Source organism: Ammoniphilus soli (assembly GCF_040813775.1).
This window is the reverse complement of sequence record NZ_JBEGDL010000005.1, coordinates 146,218-166,039: the sequence shown is the minus strand read 5'-3', so window position 1 is coordinate 166,039 and position 19,822 is coordinate 146,218. Positions and strand designations below refer to the sequence as shown.

General features: G+C 45.3%; 18 protein-coding genes and 1 other annotated feature. Of the genes, 3 read left to right on the top strand and 15 right to left on the bottom strand.

Translation table 11 applies throughout. From position 1 onward, the window contains the following. Positions 1–112: 112 nt before the first annotated feature. The 3 genes from ABLT31_RS12850 to ABLT31_RS12840 all read right to left on the bottom strand — a co-directional run bounded on the left by ABLT31_RS12850 (position 113) and on the right by ABLT31_RS12840 (position 5,789). Positions 113–2,413 (bottom strand): transketolase C-terminal domain-containing protein, encoded by a 2,301-nt coding sequence (locus ABLT31_RS12850; protein ID WP_367752072.1) that lies wholly within the window; start codon positions 2,411–2,413, stop codon positions 113–115. Between the two features lie 17 nt (positions 2,414–2,430). After that, the gene (locus tag ABLT31_RS12845; protein WP_367752070.1) at positions 2,431–3,426 is read right to left on the bottom strand and encodes a 2-oxoacid:acceptor oxidoreductase family protein; all 996 of its coding nucleotides are present in this window, start codon (positions 3,424–3,426) and stop codon (positions 2,431–2,433) included. A gap of 719 nt (positions 3,427–4,145) precedes the next feature. Next, positions 4,146–5,789, bottom strand: a complete 1,644-nt coding sequence (locus ABLT31_RS12840; RefSeq protein ID WP_367752067.1) for a DNA repair helicase XPB — start codon at positions 5,787–5,789, stop codon at positions 4,146–4,148. A 75-nt stretch (positions 5,790–5,864) separates the two neighbouring features. Between ABLT31_RS12840 and ABLT31_RS12835 the strand changes: the two genes are divergently transcribed. After that, positions 5,865–6,017, top strand: a complete 153-nt coding sequence (locus ABLT31_RS12835) for a hypothetical protein (RefSeq protein WP_367752065.1) — start codon at positions 5,865–5,867, stop codon at positions 6,015–6,017. 31 nt (positions 6,018–6,048) lie between these two features. Here ABLT31_RS12835 and ABLT31_RS12830 read toward each other — a convergent pair whose 3' ends face one another. After that, a complete protein-coding gene (locus tag ABLT31_RS12830; RefSeq protein WP_367752063.1) occupies positions 6,049–6,618 on the bottom strand; it encodes a lysophospholipid acyltransferase family protein in 570 nt (189 codons plus the stop codon). Positions 6,619–6,754: 136 nt separating this feature from the next. Continuing rightward, positions 6,755–7,465, bottom strand: a complete 711-nt coding sequence (locus tag ABLT31_RS12825) for a LysM peptidoglycan-binding domain-containing protein (protein ID WP_367752061.1) — start codon at positions 7,463–7,465, stop codon at positions 6,755–6,757. 269 nt (positions 7,466–7,734) lie between these two features. Here ABLT31_RS12825 and ABLT31_RS12820 point away from each other — a divergent pair, with 269 nt between their 5' ends. Continuing rightward, on the top strand, positions 7,735–7,965 hold the full coding sequence (locus tag ABLT31_RS12820; RefSeq protein WP_367752058.1) for a ferredoxin: 231 nt from the start codon (positions 7,735–7,737) through the stop codon (positions 7,963–7,965). A 130-nt stretch (positions 7,966–8,095) separates the two neighbouring features. Here the strand turns inward: ABLT31_RS12820 and ABLT31_RS12815 are convergent, their stop codons facing one another. Next, positions 8,096–8,899, bottom strand: a complete 804-nt coding sequence (locus ABLT31_RS12815) for a DUF92 domain-containing protein (RefSeq protein ID WP_367752056.1) — start codon at positions 8,897–8,899, stop codon at positions 8,096–8,098. After that, positions 8,896–9,216 carry a rhodanese-like domain-containing protein gene (locus ABLT31_RS12810; RefSeq protein WP_367752054.1) on the bottom strand — a complete coding sequence of 107 codons (321 nt, stop codon included), beginning with the start codon at positions 9,214–9,216 and terminating at the stop codon, positions 8,896–8,898. Before ABLT31_RS12810 ends, ABLT31_RS12815 begins: the two co-directional genes overlap by 4 nt. A 224-nt stretch (positions 9,217–9,440) precedes the next feature. Beyond that, positions 9,441–9,683: a binding site (T-box leader), on the top strand. 108 nt (positions 9,684–9,791) lie between these two features. Between ABLT31_RS12810 and serA the strand changes: the two genes are divergently transcribed. Then, the gene (gene serA / locus ABLT31_RS12805) at positions 9,792–11,378 is read left to right on the top strand and encodes a phosphoglycerate dehydrogenase (RefSeq protein ID WP_367752052.1); all 1,587 of its coding nucleotides are present in this window, start codon (positions 9,792–9,794) and stop codon (positions 11,376–11,378) included. 31 nt (positions 11,379–11,409) lie between these two features. Here the strand turns inward: serA and ABLT31_RS12800 are convergent, their stop codons facing one another. From ABLT31_RS12800 to ABLT31_RS12765, 8 genes are all read right to left on the bottom strand, one after another. Then, complete coding sequence (locus ABLT31_RS12800) at positions 11,410–11,694, bottom strand: hypothetical protein (RefSeq protein WP_367752049.1); 285 nt, start codon at positions 11,692–11,694, stop codon at positions 11,410–11,412. 73 nt (positions 11,695–11,767) lie between these two features. After that, a complete protein-coding gene (locus ABLT31_RS12795) occupies positions 11,768–12,895 on the bottom strand; it encodes an HAD family hydrolase (protein WP_367752047.1) in 1,128 nt (375 codons plus the stop codon). Positions 12,896–13,008: 113 nt separating this feature from the next. After that, positions 13,009–14,808, bottom strand: a complete 1,800-nt coding sequence (locus ABLT31_RS12790; protein WP_367752373.1) for an ATP-binding protein — start codon at positions 14,806–14,808, stop codon at positions 13,009–13,011. Beyond that, a complete protein-coding gene (locus tag ABLT31_RS12785) occupies positions 14,805–15,524 on the bottom strand; it encodes a response regulator transcription factor (RefSeq protein ID WP_367752045.1) in 720 nt (239 codons plus the stop codon). Before ABLT31_RS12785 ends, ABLT31_RS12790 begins: the two co-directional genes overlap by 4 nt. A 21-nt stretch (positions 15,525–15,545) precedes the next feature. Then, entirely contained in the window at positions 15,546–16,748 is a 1,203-nt protein-coding gene (ccsB, locus tag ABLT31_RS12780) for a c-type cytochrome biogenesis protein CcsB (RefSeq protein ID WP_367752043.1), read from the bottom strand. Further along, entirely contained in the window at positions 16,745–18,370 is a 1,626-nt protein-coding gene (gene resB / locus ABLT31_RS12775; protein WP_367752041.1) for a cytochrome c biogenesis protein ResB, read from the bottom strand. The genes ccsB and resB overlap by 4 nt, the downstream gene beginning before the upstream one ends. 10 nt (positions 18,371–18,380) lie before the next feature. Then, the gene (gene resA / locus ABLT31_RS12770) at positions 18,381–18,908 is read right to left on the bottom strand and encodes a thiol-disulfide oxidoreductase ResA (protein ID WP_367752038.1); all 528 of its coding nucleotides are present in this window, start codon (positions 18,906–18,908) and stop codon (positions 18,381–18,383) included. A gap of 170 nt (positions 18,909–19,078) precedes the next feature. Further along, complete coding sequence (locus tag ABLT31_RS12765; RefSeq protein ID WP_367752036.1) at positions 19,079–19,801, bottom strand: pseudouridine synthase; 723 nt, start codon at positions 19,799–19,801, stop codon at positions 19,079–19,081. Positions 19,802–19,822: the final 21 nt, after the last annotated feature.

Sequence of the window (19,822 nt, the reverse complement as noted above, 5' to 3'; positions counted from 1 at the left end):
TTTTGTTTCTATATCTATTCTTGCTAGGGGACGTCCTATACGTCTAACTTTCCGTCTTTACCAAAAATGATGGAAAAGGGCGATGACAAAAGAAATGTCATCGCCCTATATATTACAAATACGGATTCAAATGTTTTTCCTTCAGCTTTCTCCAGCGTCTTTCGACTTCCTGGCGGAAGGCATCCAACATTTCAGCATACTCTGGCTTAGTCAGGTGCTTTGTTTTACCCATCGAATTAACCCACTCGTAAACGTCTACTCGCTTCCCTTTTTCTTCTGGGTCATAAGTGAGAGTAGTTACTCCATTCTCAATCTCATAAAGCGGGAAGAAGCAGGAGTTAACTGCTGTACCCACAATAGACTCACCAAGTTCATCTGGCGACTTCCAGTTAAGCGGACAAGCGATAAGAATTTTTCCATAAACCGTTCCGACGTTTTGAGCGTACCATTGCGCTTTTGCCGCTTTCTTCAACAAGTCTTGCGGGAACGCTTCTGTACCTGTAAATGCGTAGGAAATATTCGTCGATGCCATGATTTGCACCGTATCTTTATGATGGAACGCTTTTCCTCCCTGGAACTTCCCAACGTTAGAGGTCGTTGTCATATGCCCCAGTGGTGTCGAATAAGACAATTGGCTACCTGTGTTCATGTATCCTTCATTATCATACTCTAGGATGATCATTTTATGGTTGCGAAGAGCCGCCCCGATAGCTGGTCCCATCCCAATATCCATACCACCGTCCCCGGTAATCATGACAAAGGTGAAATCATCGGAAACTTCCACTTCTCCACGACGCTTAAGCTCATGGAATGCTTCAACCACACCGGATAAAGTGGCGCCCCCATTTTGGAATAGGTTGTGAATGTACGTTTGTTTATGAGAGCTATACGGATACCCTGTCGTAACTACCATCGCACAGCCCGTTTGAAATAAAGCTACAATATCGCCCTCAATGCCCTTAAAGAACATTTCCAAGCCCGGGAAGATCCCGCATCCTGGACAAGCACCGTGTCCTGGAGCAATTCTCTTCGGTTTCCCAGTCAAAGCGCGAAGTGGAGGGATCTTCACATCCAACTTCCCTGTTTCTTCATTTGGAGTCACCTTGATTAGGCCTGTTTTATACGCATTGCCATAAAGAGGCTCAAGCACACGCTTCGGAGCTAATTCCGCTTTACCTGGAGTATGACCATAGTAGTCAAATTCTTTCTCAATGTAGCCCTTCTCGATAGCATCCAATCCTAATTGGAAGAAGTTTTCCGCATCATCAGAGTAAAAGTCTTTACCGCCCACCCCAAACACTCGGCTAATAACCATCGCGCTATTTCGGTCACTTTGTAGAGCTGACTTGATTTCATGCGTTATGTTTGCCCCATGTCCACCATAGGAATCCGCACGCTCACCAACGACCAAAGCTTTTACATTCTTTAATGCCTCTTGTATTTCTTTAGCCGGGAACGGGCGAATGATATTAGGACTGATTACACCAGCCTTGATCCCCTGCGCACGAAGCTTATCAACAACATCCTTAGCGGTTTCCGATGCGGAGTTAATCAAGAAAACAGCAACTTCTGCATCTTCCATTTGATAAAGATCCAAAATTGGATACTCACGTCCAGAGAGCTCGTAGTATTCTTTTGCAATTTCCTTGAACACATCATAAGCGCGGTACATCGCTTCAGATTGCTGGTAGTTATTATTGATAAGATCCGGGTCATTCATGTAAGGGCCAACCGTGATTGGGTTTGCTGGATCAAGGGCAAAGTTGTAGTTCTTCGGCTGTGGTCCGATGAAATCCTGAACGACTTCACGGTCTTCGAAATACTGGACTCTACGCTTCTGGTGAGACGTGAAGAATCCGTCGTACGCAACAAGAACCGGAAGGCGAACGTCATGATGCTCAGCCAATTTTAATGCCATAATATTCATATCGTAAACGGCTTGTGGCGTTCTGGCCAGCAAGATAGGCCATCCAATATTGAAGCCATAGTATAAGTCTGAATGATCTCCACGGATATCCAGCGGTCCGCTAATTGCACGGGTCGCTAAATTCATAACCATTGGATAACGCGTACCGGATTGAACTGGCAACTGCTCAAGCATATATAAGAACCCGTTGGCGGAAGTAGCGTTGAAGACGCGTGCTCCAGCTGCTGCCGCCCCATAACAGGAACCTGCAGAACCATGTTCTCCGTCTGTTGGAATCAAGACAATATCATGCTGTCCTTTCGCCTTCATTGCATCAAGGAACTGGGCTACTTCTGTAGATGGTGTAATTGGAAAATAACCCATAATATGATAGTTGATCTGAGCTGCCGCCATTGCAGCCATTTCGTTGCCGGATTCGAATACCAATTTCTGCGCTGGTTTGCTTTGTGTTAACTCTGCTTTTTCCTTTTCATAATCGATTGCCATCTAGAATACCCCCCTTATTATTGAGCCAATACGAACTTGTGAGGAATGCGGTGATCCTCGGCGTAGCCAATTTCTTCTCGTTTATCAGTTAGTGCTTCCACCGGACAGGCTTGAACGCACTTTAGACAGCCTTTGCAGTATTGATAATCGATACCTTGCAGGAACATTTGCGGACGACCTTTCTTGTCAGGGCGTTCTTCCCAAACAAAGCAAAAATCAGGACAAACTGTATCACAGGCTGCACAGTGGATGCACTTATCATCATGGTACTCCGGCAAAAACCCTTGGCGGGATCCGCTCAAGTCCTTCAGAATACTGTTACCGGGATTTACGATAACTCCACCGATCGGTTGAGTCTCATACCCTAAAGCAGGCTGCGGACGAACGAAAGCGCGTGACTGGGCATCAGCAGGTGCCTCGTAGGTTTTGAACTTCACTTCTTGATAGCCTCGCTCAAACGTACGGATGTTTGGTTCAACTAAGTGAGGGTATTTCTTTTCAAAGGTCTTGCGGATAATGTTTTTCATTGCTTCTGGATCCAAGAAATCACAGACCCGGAATAGGGCACCGAGCATCGCAGTATTTACTTTGGTTTTTTCTTCTACAGCAATACTTAAGGCGTCTACTAGCGCAAGCGTTCCATATTCCATCTTAAGATCTTTGCGAACTTCATCGAAATCTCTTGTTGTATTGACTAAAACGATACTGTCCGGGTAAACCCCGCTGCACACATCAACAGTTTTATATAATGCCTCGTGAAATACGCCTACAACGTGCGGCTGTTCAATCGGACTATGGGCACGCACTTCAACATCAGGTTCACAGAAACGGACAAACGCCTTAACTGGCGAACCCTTCTTCTCGGAGCCGTAGGAAGAAAAATTCATCCCATTGTAACCTAGCCCCATGACTCCTGCTTCTGCTAGCATTTTCCCGGCCAAGTTAGCTCCTAGACCGCCAATTGATTCTAAGCGAATCTCAAAAAATCCTAATTCATTTTTCTTTGGTAACATACTGTTCCCTCCCCCAATTTCCTTTTTCCCTATTAACACAGTAATTAACTACTTTTAATTATAACTATTCTGTATTTTCACTTTCTAAAGTATAACAGAACTAATTGCCAATAGCAACAGATAATCATTCGACATTTTTTTCACTGTGTTTTACCTGCGTGTAATCGCTTTAAGCATTGAATTATTAACTATTTGTTTTTGAATCCGAGCATTCAGGCTGATATGTAACAGACTAATTTTTTGTTATATTACAAGAAACAGATGCTCCAGGTTAATGGTTCATAAAAGGAGAAATTGCCGAACGTAATTGGAATAATTGGATTGGACAGTCTCGAAGAATGCTAGATGGTCTGTTATAAAACAAAACATCCCTTACGGGAACTCGTAAGGGATGGGTCAAGAGGATTTGCGAATTTTTGCTGGAGATGGGTGCTATAGTGGGGAAAGTCCGGTTATTTCAAAAAATGAGAGCAAATTGATTAAAATAGCAGGAGAAAATCCGGCTAACCCCACGAATTGCACGAAAAACCCTGATTTTTGCAGGGCTTAACAGGAAAAAGTCCGCTTATTTTGCCTTTTTTCTTGAACAAAAGAGAAATAACCGGAAATTCTCCCGTTATCTTGATCGCCTGCAACATTTGAAGGGCTAGCCCTTCAAACCGCCTGGTTTCCTAAATATTCAGGAGGAAGAAATAACGGAAGTACCTCCTTTTCTGCTCTCACTCCGCATCGAGTATTTTGTACTGGTACCCTTGCTCTACGAGGAACATCTGGCGTTTTTGCGCCCATTCTTCTTCCTTTGTTCCCTTGGATACCAATGTATAAAAGTAGGCCCTGTTCTCCTCCTTAGGGCGAAGAACGCGACCGAGGCGCTGAGCCTCTTCTTGGCGGGATCCAAACGTTCCCGATATTTGAATAGCTACGTTTGCGTCTGGCAAATCTACGGCAAAGTTGGCTACTTTAGAAACAATGAGTCGTTTAAGAGCACTCTTGCGAAATTCAGCATAAAGTCTATCCCGCTCCATTTGCGGAGTTTTTCCCGTAATCACTGGAATTCTCAGCTCTTTAGATAGTTCCACTAGTTGATCAACATACTGGCCGATGATGAGGACTTGATCATCTGTATGCTGATCGATAATTTGTCTGACTACACGGTTTTTTTCTGGATTTTCGGCAGCAACTCGAAATTTTTGCCTTGCGCTAGCATAAATATATACCTCCCGAAGGGAGAAAGGCATAGGAATCCGTATCTCGGAGCAATTCGCTTCGGCGATCCACCCCTTCTTCTCGAGGTCCTTCCAAGGCATGTCAAATTTCTTTGGACCCACTAAGGTAAACACGTCCTCTTCCCTTCCATCTTCTCTTACGAGGGTGGCCGTTAATCCTAAACGCCGTTTGGCCTGGATATCGGCTGTCACGCGAAAAACAGGAGCTGGTAGCATATGTACCTCATCATAAATAATAAATCCCCAGTTCCGTTGACTAAACAAATCAATGTGCGTAAAGTCCGCATCTTTGCCGCTCCGGTAGGTCAGCATTTGATATGTGGTTACGGTGACAGGCTTTACTTCTTTGTTCGTTCCCGAATATTCCCCTACCTGGTCAGGGGATAAATCCGTCTTATCCAAAATTTCTTGGATCCACTGCCTTACGGATGTTACATTGGTAGTCAACACGAGCGTCTCCATTCCCGTTTTGACCATCGAAGCGATCCCAATCACCGTTTTTCCTGCTCCGCAGGGTAAAACCAGCACACCGCTCCCGCCAAATTCGCTCCCCCCTGCGTAATATGAATCAACCGCAAGATTTTGATATTCCCTTAAAGTTGCTCGCAGGGAGAGACATAAGGAAGCCCCCTGGACATAACCTGCAATATCCTGGACGGGGTAGCCCAGACGAATTAACTCTTGCTTGAGAATCCCGCGTGCGTAAGGGGCAATTTCCACCCTGTGCTCCGTTCTCTCTTCCCCTAACATCGTACGCAGATCCCGATAGCGAAGGATATCCATGAGCAACAAGGGATCAGAAGAGGTCAAATATAGTTTGTCCTCCAACCGTTCTAGTTTTAGTAACCCATATCTGGAAGCATAATCCTCTACATCCCGGAGCAAACTTTGCGGAACTCCATATTTGGCAAACTGAATCAAGGCAGAGCACATCTGCTCCGCCGTTATCCCTGCTGCAGCTGCATTCCAAATGCTAAGAGATGTGATGCGATAGGTATGGATATATTCCGGACTCTTGATCAACTCACAAAAAGGAGTAATCGCATCCCTGGCAGCTTCGAATAAAAGATTTTGAACTTCAAGCAATAGAGTTCTATCACTCTGAACGATTAAAGGGTTCTCTAATTTCACTTCCATTTTTCAAATGAACTCCTTCACGATGAATGTTTTGAAAGTTTAAGGATAGCATACCCATAAAGGGGGCCTTAAACTATGGACCATGACCACTCCTTTATCTCTAAATTCCTAAAGAGAAGAAAAGAGCGTAACGGCAGGGAAGATGACCAAGAGTTTTTGTTTGAAATGGCTGTTGATCTGGAATTCCCCCACACAGAAGAAAATCTGGATAAGCAGGAAGAAAAATAAAGCCTCGCTCTCTTGAGCAAGGCTCTATTTTTTATGTATTCCTATTCTTTAGCTCTTCAATGGAGCGAGCCACTTTAGCAGCAATCTCCTCATAGTCGGATAAGCCCTCAAGGCTGATAGGCGGTCCAAACACCACTCCAGCCGGCGATCCCCAGCCTCCCTTTACGCCATAGATGTACGTAGGGATGACAGGCGCCTTGCTTTTGTCTACGATAAAGCCGATCCCCTTTTTAGGCTCCTGCATTTCACCTGTCTGAGAACGGGTCCCTTCAATGAATATGGAGAAAATATTTCCGTCCTTAATCAGTTTTAGCGTATGCTTTAAAGATTTTAAGTCAGCACTTCCCCGCTTGACGGGAAAAGAACCCATTTCTGTAATCAGCCAGGCAAAGAAGCGGTTTTTGAACAATTCCTCTTTAGCCATGATGAACATTTTTCTGGGAGTATGGACCCCTACCATCAGAGAATCATAGTTACTCTGATGATTCATTGCTAATATGCATCCCTCATTCACCGGGATATACTCCAATCCTTCCACCTTAATCCGGAAGCGCAGGTGGAGCCATGTATGGACTAGAAACCTTACAATTTTATAAACCATAGCTTCTTCCTTTCATGATATTCAATTTTTAGTGCCGTTACCAACTTGGCTTGCACATTTTTTATAACATGTTAAGATTCCACCACACCAATTGTCAATGAGTTTCTCATGATCTCATGACTTTCTATTTTCAAATTTACTTCAGAGGAGGAAAGGGAACCTGAATATAGGTACCTGAAATAAGGTCTGATGGCGTTTTTAGGTTATTATGCCGGGCCAGGAAATCGGCATATTTTCCGCTCGAATAATATTTGACAGAGATTCTATAAAGAGTCTCCCCTACTTCGACTTTATGTTTGGCAATTCGCTCGAACGACGGAGTATCTACTGCCGATGGTTTCGATTTCGGTTGCGCGTCCGGTTCTGGTGCTTGCTTCACAGGTTCCGGAGCCGGTTGGACAATGTTTTCCTGTTGAGGACTGGAAGAATCACCGTTTTCCCGCTCATTTAAAGGGGGATTATTGTCCTGCTCTGATTGCGTATTAACCTCCACTCCCTTAAATACCTCATGTTTTTCGGTGGCCGCGTCAGTATCTCCTTCTAAAAGGCTTGAGGCGGTTGCTTGTATCGCCTGTTCTATCCCTTCCTCACCTAAATACCAGTATGCGCCTCCCAAGGCCACTATAGCCAATACAAGACAAGACATCATTAGACTCCGCTTGCTAGACGGTGATTTTTTTCTTTTCCGACCATGAATCGCACTCCGTGGAGGAATCTCAGAACTCCCTGACTCCATCTCTTCCATTTCAGTGTGATTCTCTGCCTTGTCGTCGTCTTCTAACGCTTCGTGATCCAGATCTAAATTTTCAGTTGAATGTGCATCAACTTGTCTTCTTCTAAGCTCCATTGTTCTCTCCCCACTGCCATAGCTCTCTAAAATGCATATGCCACATCCACTTCTTTCCTCATTATACCATATCCGACAAAATTCTTCTTCCTAATATGTCAAAATACGCCACTCAGAAAAAAATATTTCCATTAAACTTCTTGATATTTTTCCTAGTTATGACTACAATGTATATTGAAAACGGACAAAATACAGCCTATAGTGAAGGATATAGAATCAACTCTCTATAGCCTTCCAAATTACTGTAACATTTGAGGAGGATATTAGAAATGGCTAAGTATTCTTGGGTGGATAAAGAAACCTGTATTGCATGTGGAGCTTGTGGAGCAACTGCTCCAGACATTTATGATTACGATGATGAAGGACTAGCTTTCGTAACGCTTGACGATAACCATGGTATTGCAGAGATCCCTGAAATCCTTTGGGATGATATGAACGATGCTGCAGAAGGTTGCCCAACTGATTCCATCAAGATCGGTGACGAGCCTTTCAATAAGTAATAAGTATTAAGAGGGCGTCCCTTGGGACACCCTCTTTTTGATGTAGTAAGAAAGTAATCTGTACCGAGTTATCATCCGTTTTCCGCAACTCCTCCGAGATGCTTTAATGAAATTTAAGTTATCCTGCTCACTAGATGATGAATGTCCACAGCATCCAAGCAACCGCTCCTCCCCCTATTGAGCTTAAGGCATTAATGAAGTCATTGCTGCACCAGGTAAAGCCGCGAATGGGTATGGTTGTCTGGCTGCAGTGCAGGCTTTTCTCCGTTTCCCGTGAGCATATGCTGCAGACGTACATTCTTTGGACACTGGCCCCCAATATACTATCGAGCAGTGAACCGACTAGTCCGCCCACCGCCCCGATCAGCATCAAGTAGCTCTCAAACTTTCCTCCTTCGAGATATAGAAAAATTGTCGCACACCCTCCAATGAACAATCCGCCTAACAAAGAACTCACTGTACCTAAAGAGCTTACGCCTCCCGATCCCCCACGTTCCATCACCTTCCATGTAAGAACATGCCTCGGCGCCTTCCTTGATAATACCCCTAGCTCAGTTCCCCACGTGTCCGCATTCACCGTAGCCGTTACCCCTAGATAAAACATCATGAAAGGCATAGAGTTATCGCTAAAATAGGAGAGGAGGACAAGAATTGCACCTATTCCCCCGTTCGCTGCCACCTGGGCAGCGTCTCTTTTTCCCGTTTTATCAAACAGGTCCTCTACCTCTCCTTTTTTTGCTTTTTGAAAGTGCGAGAGAAGGCTGGAGGAAATAAAAAAGGCTAACAAAAGTCCATACCAGTACAAAGATCCCCATGCATAAACTATTGTGCCTATCCCTACCGCTGCCATCATGCCGCTTGCCGAAAGCGAGTTTCTCTTATATGCCAAATATGAGATCGCCCCACTTAATACTAGCCCTAGGAAAAGCTTCATTCACCCCCACTAAGCAGAGGATAGATCTCTGCCATGCCTCCCTCCACATTAATTGCGCGCTGCAAGCCGTTCTGCAGCAAAAAGCTCATCACATGCCAACTCCTTACCCCATGGGCGCATACTAAATAGATATCCCGATCTGCCGGCAACTCAGTCCATTTGGAAGGTATCGTATTCATTGGAATAAGCGTAGCTTGTTCCAAGCGGTACTGTTCCCACTCGTAAGGCTCGCGTACATCGATAATTAATGACTGATCTAATTCTCCTTGTTCTAGTTTCTTCACAAAATCACTCGCATGAATATAGTGTTGATCCATCAGATACAGCTCCTTCAATAAAGTCCTATCCTTTGATTTTAACATACTTTTCTTTATAATATTTATAAGAACCAAATCAAGATTCCACAAAGCTTGCAAAATGACGAACAATAACATATAATATCCTATGTAACGTTCAGTTTTATGCAACACAAAAAATCTTGACTGCAAGTTCTTGGCATGTTACATTATTAATCAATCAAAATGATAACTTTCCGCAAATTTAAAAAACGATGATGAAGAATGTTAATGGATATAGGTCTTCAGAGAGCCGGTGGTTGCTGCGAACCGGTGACCTTGCCATTAACCGAGCGCTTTTGAGTTTCTAGTCTGAACCAATGGGAGTAGGACTATGACGGTTGCACCGTTATATGCAGTGGTCTTTGACCAGCTAAGGCTGTCATCGCGAGATGGCAGCGAATAAGGGTGGCACCACGGAGTCGGATAACAGCCTCTCCGTCCCTTACTGTGACTATATATGGGTCTTGGTAAGGAGGCGAGAGGTTTTTTGTTACGCTTTCATTTTCCTAATGTAAAGCTTTTATCTATTAATATAAAAAAGGAGTGGAGTAATTATGTTTAAGGTTTTAGTAAGTGATCCATTAAGCGAGCAAGGCTTGCAGAAGCTTTTGGAAGCCCCAGATGTAGAAATTGACCAAAAGACCGGATTGTCCGAGGAAGAACTCGTTCAGATCATTCCTCAATATGATGCTTTGCTGGTTCGCAGCCAAACAAAGGTGACTCCAGCGATCATCGAGGCCGGTACCCGCCTTCGAGCGATTGGCCGAGCTGGCGTAGGAGTAGATAACATCAACATCCCTGCTGCTACAAACAAAGGGATTGCAGTGATTAATGCTCCCGATGGAAACACCATCTCTACGGCTGAACACAGCTTTGCCATGATTATGGCTTTAGCCCGCCGCATCCCTAACGCTTATTATTCCATGATGAGAGGCGAATGGGATCGCAAGTCTTTCGTCGGGGTTGAATTAAGCGGAAAAACTCTAGGTGTTGTTGGATTAGGCCGAATTGGCGCTGAAGTGGCTAAGCGCGCCAAAGCGTTTAACATGAAAGTCGTGGCTTACGACCCCTTCCTAACGGCAGAGCGTGCGAAGCAGCTTGGCGTAGTTGCCGCTACCATTGACGAGCTCGTTAGTGTGGCAGATTTTATTACAGTTCACACCCCTTTAACAAAGGAAACCAAATATATTATCAATAAAGATCGTTTCGCCAAGATGAAAGACGGCGTTCGTCTTGTTAACTGCGCTCGTGGCGGTATTATTGAAGAGAAGGCTCTATATGAGGCTATCGTAAGCGGGAAAGTAGCAGGTGCTGCTCTTGACGTATTCGAAGTGGAGCCTCCAGTAGAAAACCCACTTGTGACCTTGCCGCAAGTGATCGTAACACCACACCTTGGTGCGTCGACTGTAGAAGCCCAAGAAAACGTAGCGATCGATGTTTCTGAAGAAATCCTTCATATTTTACGCAACGAGCCTTTCAAGAACGCCGTAAACCTTCCTTCCGTTCCTGCAGACGTGATGGAAAAGCTAGAGCCATACTTCTCTCTAGGAGAAAAGCTTGGTCATTTTGTAGCACAAACGGCCGTTGGAGGACTTCAGGAAGTCACTGTGACCTATTCTGGAGAGCTCACTGAAATGGATACTGCGGCCCTTACCCGTACGGTGTTAAAAGGCGTTCTATCCTATCACTTGGGAGAAGGCGTTAACTATGTCAATGCCCCTCACTTGGCCAAGTCGCGAGAAATTTCTGTTGTTGAGCAGAAGTCTTCTGCCAACAAAGGCTTTACGAACCTCATCACTGTAGCTTTAACAACCAGTCAGGAACAGAAAAAAGCAGCTGGAACGCTATTAAGCGGTTATGGTGCACGCATTGTGAAAGTGGATGACTATTCCGTGGACATTCAGCCGAATGGACACCTCATTCTGATCCACCACACTGACCGTCCAGGGGCTATCGGACGAGTCGGAACGCTGCTTGGAAACAATGATGTAAATATTGCGACCATGCAGGTTGGACGCCGCGATGTGGGTGGTAACGCAATTATGATTCTAAGCGTTGACCGTCAAGTTTCTCCGGATGTACTTGATCATTTGGGCGAATTGAACGAAATCATCAGTGTAACAGAAATTGAATTAGCATAGGAAAAAGGGGTCAGCTATACGCTGACCCCTTTCATTTTCCTTTCGCATCCAACAGGATGCTGAGCTCCTCCCAATAAGCATCAAGATCCGTACAGTAGAAATAGTCTACCCCTTCATGATATACGTGCTTAAGGCAGGTTAGCATTTTTAATAATTCTACTCGATCTTCCAGAGTAAAATTCATATTATCACTTTCCGCTTCATCCCACACGATTTTAAATTCTTCATCGAGGAATTGCTCCTCACGAGCATCCACCATCGCTTGGTAGAAAGGATATCGCACCTTGCGCACGATCTTTAAAGTGGCTTTTTTCATTCGTCACCCATCCCTTCATATTGTTACAGTATATGAAAGGCAGCCTGTAAGCGTAACTTCCCTTCTCTTGTTGTTACACGATGGAAACCACTTCTCTCATATCGTTCAGAATGTAATCCGCTTGTAGCTCTTCAAACTTGCTTCTCGCCTTTTCTCCTGTCAAGCCGGTAAGCGGAGCTGCAAAACGGCAGCCCATACTTTTCGCAGCCATATAATCCGCTACAGAATCCCCTACGATCAGCAAGTCGGCTCCATTGGTTAACGGGAGAGCAAAGTTTACGCATGACTGGTTATCTGCATTCAGTCCTAGCCAGCCCTTTACATAGCTAAATGGCTGCGGTTTGGCAAGCGGAGCTTTCTCCGGGAATTCATTCTCAGCTTCCAGAACATGCGTGGCCGTAATAATGCGCTCCGGGTCAAAATAATCCAACAGCCCCATCGCCTTCAAGGGGACTAGCGTTTCGATCGAAGGCCGGCCTGTCCCAATCCCGAGAATAATTCCTTTCCTCTTTAGCGTTGAGAAGACATCCGCCATTTCTTTGGGATTCACAATGGGTATCTCGTCATGCAAAAAGCCCTTTTTTCCTGCTTGAAATGCCGCTCTTCCTATATCCTCATGAACCAGGTCGTCTCCTAGATACCATTCCTGAAAGGTTTCCTGGCACAATTCCCATAACTCACTATTGCGGCCAAACACAGTTGTCTTGATCCGCAATTTACTCTCCGCCAGCTCATTTAAGTATAAGAAGAGCTCCTGCTTCTCTGCCTGGCTCGGTTGGAAGTCGGCTATAAAAGAACCATAATCGATGGAATTCGTATGCCCTTTTAGCCATCCCGCCAGCTTTTGCAAGGCATCGCGATTGATCTCTTGGCTAAGCATGCTTTCAAGTTCCGCCCTATGATCCTCCAGCAGCCCTTCCATTAATCGTATGAGCTGATGGGCAAAGGACAAGTAGACCATATCCCAGTTACCGTTAATCCCTCGATTTTTCATAAAATCGAGCACTCGGTCTTCCGTGAAGACATCTGTACGGATGCGACGAATTTCTTCTTCGCTAGGAACTGCCGTAAAGTTCTCCCCCGCCAACGCAAGGTAGTTTGGACTAAACAGCATTTCCCAGACCGTCAATGCCGAAGCGTCAAAGTATCTTTCCTCACTCAGCAAAACGCCATCCACATCGAATAAAATCATTTTCACCATAGTCTGTACTCCCCTAACGTGCTGTCCAAATGGTATAACAAAGTGATATATTCAGACAGTATGAAAAATGGCTGGCACCAAGCCAGCCTTGATTAATCTTATTTTATCACAATTTAATCTTTCGGGATATGAATGGAAAAGGTCGTACCCTCGCCTAGCTTGCTATGAACAGCAATCTTCCCGCCATGCGCGAGTACAATATGCTTTACGATCGAAAGCCCCAAACCGGTTCCTGAACGCCCCCTCGTTCTCGCCTTGTCCGCCTTGTAGAATCGCTCAAAGACGAACGGCAGGTCTTCTTCCGGAATTCCGCTTCCCGTATCCCGAACCTCCATGTAAAGGCTCTGCTCCTTCATTGTGGCATAGAGGGTTACCTTTCCCCCTGCTTCCGTATGCCTTAACGCATTATCGATCAAGTTGGTAAACACCTGCTCCATTCGGTCAATATCAAGGAAAAATTCATCCGCATTCTGGAAATCAAGCTCTGACGTCACCGTTACATTTCTTTCTTTCCCAACGCCTATAAATTTCCGAACGATTTTATCCAAAACAGGTACGAGGTGGACATTCTCTTTCTCTAATTCAATAAATCCGGCTTCCATCCTGCCAAGATTCAATAGATCATTAACCAATCGGCTCATTCTGACTGACTCGTCGTGAATAATTTGCGCCAGCTCTTTCGTCTCGGCAGGATCTCCGGCAATATCATCGACGATGGCTTCACTATAGCCTTGCAGCATCGCTAGAGGCGTCCGGAGCTCATGCGATACGTTGGCAATAAAATCTTTGCGAAGCTTGTCCAATTGCCTCTCCTTTGTCACATCCCGCAGCACTGCAACGGCTCCGCGGACCTGATTCCGGTCATAAAGCGGAGCCATAATGACCGACCAAGTCCTCCCCTGCACCGTGATATCGATTTCTGATTCATGCTCCTCTTCCATCACGGTACGACTGAAGCTTGACAGCGGTTCAGGAATTTTCCGTCCTATGGAAGCTTCCCCTGGTACCCAATTATCCAGCGAATGCTCAAAAGCAAGGGTTTTGAACATCAATTCCGCTGGCGGATTCGCAATGATAATGCGGCCTTCAATATCCACCGTAATCACACCGTCCACCATACTCCGCAGGACGCTGGACAGTTGCTCCTTTTCCCTGGATAAGGCATGGATCAACTCATCTAATTGCTTGGCCATATGGTTAAAGGTCGAAGCTAAATCCCCGATTTCATCATTGCTTCGGATCGGGATTTCGGTTGTGAAATCTCCCTCTGCAAAGGAATCAGCCGCTTTCCTGATTAGCCGAAGCGGGTGGGTAATGCGAGTAGATAAGAAGAAAGCAAAGATTGTCGTCAAAAAGATAGCACTGGCTGCCGCATAAAGAATGTACTTAGTAGTTTCCCTTGTTGTTTCCGTAAGCTCTTCTAAGGTTTGGTACAATATGACAGACCCCGGCTGCTGATTTTTCATATTCAATGGTACAGAGACAGCAAGAATATCCATCATATTCATCTGATCGGTATCTAAGGTTTTCACCGGAAAACGATCCCTAATAACGACCACTTCGCCGGCTAATGCCTTTTTCAGCCTCTCATCCTCCATTAGCAGCGTAGGCGGCACATGCGGCAGGGTTTCCTTTTCCACAGAGGGAATGACTTGTTCCACGCCAAGGACAATCATGCTCATATTGAACGCTTCAACCATTTCCCTTCCCGTGTTCACATGCTCGGGATCGGGATATTCCTCTATTATGGTAGCCAATTGTACAGCTAATTTCTTCAGGTTATCCGAGCCCTCCTGGTAATAGTATCGATCCAAGAACTGAACCAGCAAGAGGCTCAGCAGGGTGAGCACCACCGCAACTAAGCCTATTATAGTAATCCATAGTTTCCCGACTACACTATTCCAAACCACTATCTTGGCACCTCAAGCTTATATCCGATGCCCCAGACCGTGGTAATCATCACTGCTGCTTCCTCTGATACCCGGTTTAACTTTTCCCGCAGCCTTTTAATATGCGTATCCACAGTCCGCAGATCACCAAAGAACTCATAATGCCAAACATCCTTGAGCAGGTCTTCTCTGGAAAAAACTTTGTCTGGATTTTGCGCCAGATAAAGCAGCAATTCATACTCTTTCGGAGTCAAATTGACTTCTACTCCATCGGCAAGCACCTTATGGGCATCATTATCGATGGTCAAATGCGGGAAGACGAGTACATTGTGAGTCGGCTGGTCCGTTTTCAGGAAAGCAGTCGTAGAGGTTCTGCGCAAAAGGGCCTTCACTCTAAATACGACCTCCCGAGGACTGAATGGCTTCACCACATAATCATCGGTCCCTACTTCAAAGCCTTGGATCCGATTCGCTTCCTCCCCCTTAGCGGTTAGCATCATGACCGGAGTAGCCTTTTTCTCCCGCAGCCTTTGGCATACTTCAATCCCATCCATCCCAGGCATCATCAAGTCAAGCAAGATTAGCGAGTAATCATTATTAATGGCCTTTTCAAGGGCTTCTTCCCCATCAGCCGCTTCATCAATCGCAAAACTCTCCCTCTCCAAATACATGCGGAGCAGCCTGCGGATTCTCTCCTCATCGTCCACCACTAAAATCTTCTGAACCGCCTCATTACCCATACTCCATTCCCCCTTTGTCCATTATGCGTAAGAGTGTAATCCTACAATGACAAGATTTACAAATACTAAAGTAATCATCACAACGATGAAGCCGAGCACAGCCATCCAAGCCGACTTTTCCCCTTGCCAGCCCTTCGATAATCTGAGATGCAAATAAGCAGAGTAAAATAACCAGGTAATCAATGCCCAGACTTCCTTGGGATCCCAACCCCAGAAGCGCCCCCACGCCTCAGCTGCCCAAATCATCGCAAAGATTAAAGCCCCTAATGTAAAGATTGGAAAACCGATAGCTATCGCTCGGTAACTAATTTCGTCTATGGTTTCAGGGTCCAAGTCGCGAACCAACGGATGCATCAGTTGCCCGAGCCTTCTCCTGGTGACTAAGCGTATAAACCCATATAATACCAAACCGGTTAGAATTGACCATATTAGCGTATTAAGCTTTCTTCCCGCATTTACGCCTTGCATCCAAGACGGAGCTTCAAAGAGCGGCTTCATAACTCCCTCTGTCACTAGGGCAGCATCCTGCGGTCCGGCAATGGCCGGCATGCGGTAAACCACTTCGGATGCTGGTGCACCCCCACTCCCTCCCATTTGGAAGGTAGCCTCATACCCAGAGGAGGAGAAGCCCATTGTGGTAATAATAAATCCGACTAGCATCAACACCATGCATAGTGTAGCCTCAAGCCACTTGGTACTCTTTGTGCTCTTTTCTTGATTTACCGTTCGAATAAGATACATCAAGCCCGCTGCAAAGCCTACCGCAAACGCTCCTTCGCCAATGGCCGCTGTCGTTACGTGAATTTTTAGCCAGTAGCTCTGCAACGCTGGGATAAGCGGTTGAATTTCTCTCGGAAATACTGAAGCATAGGCCAGCATGATAATCCCCACCGGCATGACAAAAGCTCCAATGACCGTCATCCGATACATGAGGTAAATGACAATGAAAGCCAAAATAATCGAGTAAGCCAAGAATGCCATAAACTCAAACATATTACTTGTCGGGAAGTGTCCGCCGGCAATCCATCGAGTGATAATAAACCCTGTCTGGAATAAAAAGCCGACTGCTGCGATCCCGAACCCTATCCAGCCCCAGCGCTGGGTATGCTGTTCGGGACTGCGGTCGCTCCAACGCTTTCCGGTCACTGAAATAACGAAAGCGATGGTTGACAAAACATAGCTAATAAAAGCGCATAGAAGCAAATTGCCGCTTAATGCAATCACGATGCTTTTCCTCCTTTCCCCGTTTCCTCTAGGAGGATGGGGATCTCCACTTTATCCATAATATCCTGTAATTCCTTCTTCAGGCCAAACCAGTTTTTGTTCGTATGTCCAGCCACATAGACACGATTGCCTTCCGTTTGAATCCAAATCCGGCGATGTTGCCAATAGAAGCCCATAACTAAACCGATCATGGTGACAAAGCACCCAAAATAAATCAGCGGCAAGCTCTTATCCATACGAACCATGAGACCCGTAATGTTCGTAAGATCCGGCATATGGAACTTGAAACCATAGATGTTGTCTACGCCAGGGGCAGGCAAGTACGAGCCAAGGAACAACCAAGATTTTTCTCCTTCAGGGACTTCTGGAGTGATCGTATTAAGGATAAATGCTGGGTTGTCTGGATTGGTAGACTTCGTGACGGGTTTCTTCTCCTCATTGAATTCAAAATCAGGAAAGTATTCCAGGATTTGTACGGTTGTATCCTCATTTATCCGGTATTCATCCTTTGGATCATATAAATCTATTTTGAATTGCCCAATCTCCGTCCCCGATTTTTCATTGATCAATGTCAAGTTGAGTGCAGATAAGGAATTCGGCTTCTGACCGGCTTGGAACAATTGCAAATCCTTATACTTCAATGGATGATTGACGAGAATCTCGTGTTCCGTCACTTTCTCAAGCTTCGGCTCAGCTCCCGCCAATCCTGCATTCAGATTTTCATAGAGGACAGCTTTTGTTTTATACGTCTTGACGACTTTATCCCGGGAACCTAGCCCAATGTCTTCCGGGAACTCATCATCCGCATAATACTCGATGATAAAAGCTTCATTTTTCACATAATAATTGGTATCCGGAACTTTTTTCGTTTCCCCGTCCCGTACCCAAACATACTGATCCAGATAAAAGCCTGGAACTAGGCGCAGAAGCACACCAATAAGAAAAACGATCAATCCGATATGATTCACGTAAGGTCCCCATCGGCTAAAACGGGCTTTTTCCGCAAGAAGCGCATCTCCTTCCCTTCTGACCTTAAAATGCCGCTTCTTTAGGAGCTCTTCCATTTTTTCAAGCTTGAGGCTCCATTGATCAGGAGCTTGAATTTGTGCCGTCAGCTTTTGGCGAGTCAAGAAGTTTATATTATGTTTTACCTTTTGCTTATTCAATGCTTTATATAAAGGAACTACCCGGTCAATACTACAAACGATCAAGGAAATCCCAATCATGAGAAGCAAGCTGACATACCACCAAGATGTGTACAGGTTATGGAATCCAAGAAAATAATAGATTTCTCCGAGTGTCCCATACGCTTCACCATAATAAACATTAGCTGGCTTAGGAACTGGAATGTACATTTCTTGCGGAAATACGGTTCCGAGAATGGATGCTATAAGGACGATGATGATCATATAGACGGCGATTTTTACGGATGAAAAGAAGTTCCAAATCTTGTCCACAATCGTCTTATTGTAGGTCTGGGATCTTCGCGCCACTCCTTCGTAACGCATATCCAACACGGTGTCTTTATCCTTGACTTCTTCACCGATAGGGTTGCCGCATGCTTCACAGAGAAAGGTCCCCACAGGGTTTGCGTGCCCGCAATGGCACTTGATGTCTTCCATGATTCCACTCCTATTCCGGCACGATAAGTTTCATATTATTTTCGATTGTCTCTTTTGACATGGGACCACCAATCACAATTTTCTGGACGATCCCATCCTTATCGATAAAATAGGTAGTCGGTATGGGGCCGATCTCATAGAGCTGAGTAATTTCGTTGTTGCGGTCCATTACAATCGGGAACGTCAATTTATAGCGTTCGACAAAAGGCTTTACGGTTACATCGGGCTGCCTAATATTCATTCCAACCACGACAACACCTTGATCTTTAAACGTCTTGTAAGCCTCCTCTAAGTCAGGCATTTCCGCTTCACAAGGCGCACACCAAGTTCCCCAGAAATTCAGGACAACTCCTTTTCCTTCATAGTCACTAAGTTGAAATTTCTCGCCTTGCAGTGTCTGCAGAACAAAATCAGGAGCCTTTTCCCCGGTTTGCACCACAGCCTTATCCTTAATGAATCCGTTATATAGAGCAACAGCGATGCCTGCAAAAATAACGACAAGAATGGCCATTCTAGTGATCGTACGAGAACGGTTCAAATCAAAACCCTCCACTCCAGATTGATTACTATTTTTGTGCTTTGACTAAAACTAATTTAATTATAACTGTAACATTTTGATAGTGAAAATACGATTTATGAACTTTATATGACATTCTGGGCTATCCCTCCCCAGCAAAAGAAAAAGGCTTAGATTTGCATTCCAAGCCCTTACGTAAACAGTTTGCGAAGCTTATCCACCTCGGTCGGTTCCAAAAAACGATAATGGCCAGGAGCGAGGTTGCCCAGTGTCAGAAAGCCCAGCTGCACCCTTTTCAGCCGAATAACAGGATGACCCACCGCCTGACACATTCTCCGCACTTGACGATTTCTGCCTTCATGAATGGTTAAACGTATGGTGGCTTGATTTTTTTCCGGATCGGTTTTCTCAAGCTCTGCCTGTGCAGGATAAGTCATGCCGTCCTCCAGCATAATCCCTTCTCTCAATGATTTGAGCGCTTGAGCAGAGGGAATTCCTTTCACTGTAGCCAAATAGACTTTGTCAATTTCAAAACGCGGATGGGCGATTTTATTGGTAAGATCCCCGTCATTCGTCAGAAGCAGCAGGCCCGAAGTATCATAGTCCAGCCTCCCGACAGGGTAAACTCTTTCTTTTACATTCCTGACCAAATCCGTTACAACTTTTCTCCCTTGTGGATCACTGGCACTCGTAATGAAGCCCGTCGGCTTGTGGAGCAAAATGTATTTAAAGGCTTGTTTACCGAGAACCTCTCCGTCTACCTCAATCCGATCGTTATCCTCGTTGACTTTATAGCCCAGTTCGCTGATCACGGTCCCATTGACCTTAACCCGGCCGGCTAAAATTAATTCCTCACACTTGCGGCGAGAAGCCACTCCTCTCGCGGCCATGACCTTTTGCAATCGTTCTTCCATATTCCGATTCCTTCCTTATGT